Origin of the sequence: Streptomyces sp. NPDC057486 (assembly GCF_042802415.1) — a bacterium.
GTDB classification, from domain to species: domain Bacteria; phylum Actinomycetota; class Actinomycetes; order Streptomycetales; family Streptomycetaceae; genus Streptomyces; species Streptomyces yanii.
Map to the genome: position 1 here is coordinate 1 of NZ_JBHVEE010000274.1, position 4008 is coordinate 4008.

A 4008-nucleotide genomic window follows, 5' to 3' on the forward strand; every position below is an offset into this window, starting at 1 on the left:
ACGTAGAGGATCCAGCGGCCGCCGGCCTCCCGGAACGCCTGCTCCTTCGCCATGACCTCCTCGGCGTGGTTCCAGGCGAACAGCAGCGCGTAGTCCGGATAAGGGTCGGAGAACGCCTGCGGCGGGTGCACCGGGATGTGTGTCCCCGGGGTGAGCCTGCCCTGCTTCGAGGGGGTCGAGTCGCACACCAGGGGCACCAGATCGGGGCCTATCCCGCAGTAGTTGAGCACCGTCGAGCTCTTCGCGGTGGCTCCGTAACCGACGATGCGGTGCCCCTCCCGGGTCAGTCGGCGCAGCAGCTCGACCAGTTCGGTCCTTATCGTCGCGACGGTGGCGGTGAACCCGTTCAGGGTTTCCGGCTCGGTCAGCCTCCTGGACCCCTCCTCGGCGAGGAGCTCGGTCACCGCAGCCGTCGGCCCGCGTCGGCCGGTGCGCGCGAGGGTGTAGCGGATCTGGCCGCCGTGCACCGGGAGTCGTTCGACGTCCACCAGGTCGAACCCGGACCGCCGTGCCATGGCGCGGACCGAGCGGGCGGTGAAGTAGTAGAAGTGCTCGTCGTAGATCTGGTCGAAGCTGGTCCGCTCGATGATCTCGCCGAAGTAGGGGTCCTCGAAGACCAGCACTCCGTCCGGCGCCAGCAGGATGTCGGCACCCTCCAGGACGGTGGTGATGTCCGCGACGTCGCACAGGGTGTTGGCGGCGTAGATGATGTCCGCGGGGCCCTCGGCGGTCCGTACCTCCTGCGCGGACGCGGTATCGAAGAAGGAGCAGTGGACCCGTCCGGCACCCTCTCCGGACGGCTCGAACGCCAGCTGCCGCACACCGGCGTCGCGGACGGTGTCCAGGACCACTCCGTCGTTGTAGCCGATCTCGACGAAGAAGGGATCCGTCGCGGTGAGTTCGGTGGACAGGAAGCGGCGGGCCGTCCGCTCGAAGTGCTCATGCATCACCGTCGATCCCGACGAATGGTAGGGGTAGCCCTTGTGAGCCCTGCGGCCCTGCGGGACCTCCTCCAGCAGTTGGACCATCGTGCAGGACCCGCAGACCCCCACGGCGAGACGGAAGCGGAACTCCTCCTCCGTCTCGCCGGGGGAGCGGAACGCCGAGGACAGCGGTTGCCGTCCGAAGTCGAGGAACTCGTGAACCGCTGCACTGCATACCCGACAACGCGACATGAGCGCGGACCTTTCCGGGGCGTGGTGGATTCAGGCGGCGGACGGCTGCCCGGACAGACTGTGCAGGCAGGCGACGAGGCTGCGGGCCTGGATGTTGACGTAGTGGCTGTGCCGCAGCAGATCGACCAACTGGTGGATGGTCATCCAACGGAAGTCGGGATGGCCGGGCTCGGTGTCGTGGTCCGTCTCCACGATCATGTACCGGTTTCGCGCCTGGAAGAAGCGGCCGCCCTCCTCGGAGAGGACGACGTCGTAACGGATCCGCTCGGGCGGTGCGTTCAGCACCTCGTCCAGGAACATCGGACGAGCCGCCGCGGGCAGGTGGTCGAAGTTCGCCGGCGTGCACTGCACGGTGGGGGAGAGCTCGGCCCCGTCCAGGTAGCCGGGCTCGACCAGGGCGTGCACCAGCGCGTGCAGCACTCCGTCGATCCGCTTCACCAGGAAGGCGACCACGCCGGTGTCGTACGGCTTGATCATCGGCTGGGTCCAGTGCTGGACCTCACGGCCGCCGGCCTGTACGTCCACGGCGACGAGGTCGAAGAAGCGCCCGGTCTCGTGGGTGATGGAGTACTCGGTGCGGTGCCAATGCTCCAGCCGGTTGAGCGGCAGCTTCTCGGTGGTCACCTCCGAGCGGCTCCGCACCTCGGTGATCCACTTGAGGATGTCGTCCACCGTATGACGGCTGCCGCCGGCCCCACTGCACGAGCGGACCAGCGCGGAGCCGAACCCCTCGTCGTCGGCCGGGACGGGCACCAGGGGATCGGCACCGGAAAAGGGCAGGCAGGACAGCACCGTACGGGCGTCCATGTTCACGAAGTCGTCCTCCGCGAGGAGTTGGTGCACCTGGCCGAGTGTGAGCCAGCAGAACCCTTCCAGCAGTTCGACGTTCTCGTCCACCTGCACGACCATGTTCCGGTTGCGCTTGCGGTAGAACCACGACCCCTGCTCCGACTGGCGCACGTCCGTGATCAGCCGGTGTCGCTCCGGGGCCCGGAAGTACTCCAGGTAGGGCACCGCACGGCCCCGGTGGACCCGGGTGTAGTTGCTGCGGGTCGCCTGCACGGTGGGGGAGAGCTGGAACCCGTTGACGTTGCCCGGCTCCACCTTCGCCTGCATCAGGCAGTGCAGCACACCGTCGAACTCCTTGACCAGGATGCCCAGGATACCGATCTCGGACTGGTTGATGATCGGCTGGCTCCAGTGCGGCACCGGGCCGTCCGGGATGTGCACGTCCAGGCCCTCGACCTGGAAGAACCGGGCGCTGTCGTGGATGAGGTTGCCGGTCACCGGGTGGCTGCTCCAGCCGACGAGGTCGTCCAGCGGGATGAGCCGCACCTCGCAGGGCGACTGGCGGGCGAACCCGTCGAACCACCAGTGGAACTCGTCCAGCCCGGTGAGCGGGCTGTCCCGTGTGTGCACCGACTCCGCGATCTTCGTCGCGATGGAATGGTTTCCGCCGGCCGCGGGGCCGACGGGACGAGCCGAAAGTTCCGTCATCGAATGCTCCTCGCTCGACGTCGCCGCATCAGATGATGTGGACGTCGGGCACGTAGAGGATCCAGCGGCCGCCGGCCTCCCGGAACGCCTGCTCCTTCGCCATGACCTCCTCGGCGTGGTTCCAGGCGAACAGCAGCGCGTAGTCGGGGTAGGGGTCGGAGAACGCGTCGGGAGGGAGGATCGGGATGCGGGCCCCGGGGGTCAGCCGGCCCTGCTTCTCCCGCGTCGAGTCGCAGATGAACGGGATCAGGTCGGGGCCTATCCCGCAGTAGTTGGTGACCGTGGCGCTCTTGGACGTGGCGCCGTACCCGACCACGCTCCGGCCCTCCGCGCGCAGCGAGGTGAGCAGCTCGACCAGCTCACGGCAGTTGGCCTCGACGCGGGCGCCGAATTCCGTGTAGACCTCCGGCTCGGCGAGCCGCTGCTTCTCCTCCGACGCCAGCCACTCCGCCACCGCCGGGGTGGGAGCGCGCTCTCCCGCCCGCGCCGTCGTGTACCGCATGGCGCCGCCGTGTACCGGCAGGTGCTCGACGTCGACCAGTTCGAAGCCGAAGCGCTGCGCCATGTTCTGCACCGAGCGGACCCCGAACAGGTAGAAGTGCTCGTCGTAGATCTGGTCGAAGTAGGCGTGCTCGACGATGTCGCCGAGGTAGCGGTCCTCGAACACGAAGGCGCCGCCCGGGGCAAGAAGCGCGTCGGCGCCGGCGAAGATCGATTCGATGTACCCGATGTGGCTGATGGTGTTGGCGGAGAAGATCAGCTGAGCCGGCCCCTCGGCCGCCCGTATCTCGGCACCGGTCGCCTCCTCGAAGAAGCAGCTGCGGACCCGGCAGCCCTGTTCCCGAGCCACCTGGACGGCGCTCTCGGCGGGGTCGACGCCCAGGTGCCGTACTCCGGCACGGCTGATGGCGTTGAGCAGGATCCCGTCGTTGCAGCCGATCTCGACGTAGAACGGGTCCTCACCGACGAGTTCGGTGGCCAGGAAGCGGTCCGCGGTCGCGGCGAAGTGCTTTCGCATCACGGCGGATCCCGACGAGCGGTAGGGATAGTCCTCCGGGAACATGCGGTCCCGGGGGACTTCCTTGAGCTGCTGGACCATGGAACACGTCGTGCAGTGGCCGACGGTGAGCCGGTAGAAGAACTCGGTATTGCCACCGTTGGGGTCGATGAAAGCGTCGGAAACCGGCTGCCGTCCGAAGTCGAAGAATTCCTGGACGGTACCGCCGCAGATACGGCAACTTGTCATGTTCGGCAGCGTACTGACGACCCGTAGGGTGGCCAACCCCTATTCAATCGAGGGGAAATAAGGGACGGCCCCGGTGCCATGGCACCGGGG

The 4008-nt window shown here is 67.7% G+C and carries 3 protein-coding genes; all 3 read right to left on the minus strand.

The window, feature by feature from the left end; all coding sequences use genetic code 11:
- Positions 1 to 1175, minus strand: a 1175-nt coding sequence (locus tag ACFU6I_RS48000; protein ID WP_384380757.1) for a class I SAM-dependent methyltransferase, incomplete at its 3' end; no start/stop codon positions are given.
- Positions 1176 to 1205: 30 nt separating this feature from the next.
- Positions 1206 to 2672 (minus strand): NDP-hexose 2,3-dehydratase family protein, encoded by a 1467-nt coding sequence (locus tag ACFU6I_RS48005; RefSeq protein WP_384380759.1) that lies wholly within the window; start codon positions 2670 to 2672, stop codon positions 1206 to 1208.
- Positions 2673 to 2700: 28 nt separating this feature from the next.
- Positions 2701 to 3918 carry a methyltransferase domain-containing protein gene (locus tag ACFU6I_RS48010; protein ID WP_384380762.1) on the minus strand — a complete coding sequence of 406 codons (1218 nt, stop codon included), beginning with the start codon at positions 3916 to 3918 and terminating at the stop codon, positions 2701 to 2703.
- Between the last annotated feature and the right edge of the window lie 90 nt (positions 3919 to 4008).

What these genes read in the sequence shown, in the direction of transcription:
- ACFU6I_RS48010 (WP_384380762.1), bottom strand. Translation starts at nt 3,918, where the DNA reads ATGACAAGTTGCCGTATCTGCGGCGGTACCGTCCAGGAATTCTTCGAC.
- ACFU6I_RS48005 (WP_384380759.1), bottom strand. Translation starts at nt 2,672, where the DNA reads ATGACGGAACTTTCGGCTCGTCCCGTCGGCCCCGCGGCCGGCGGAAAC.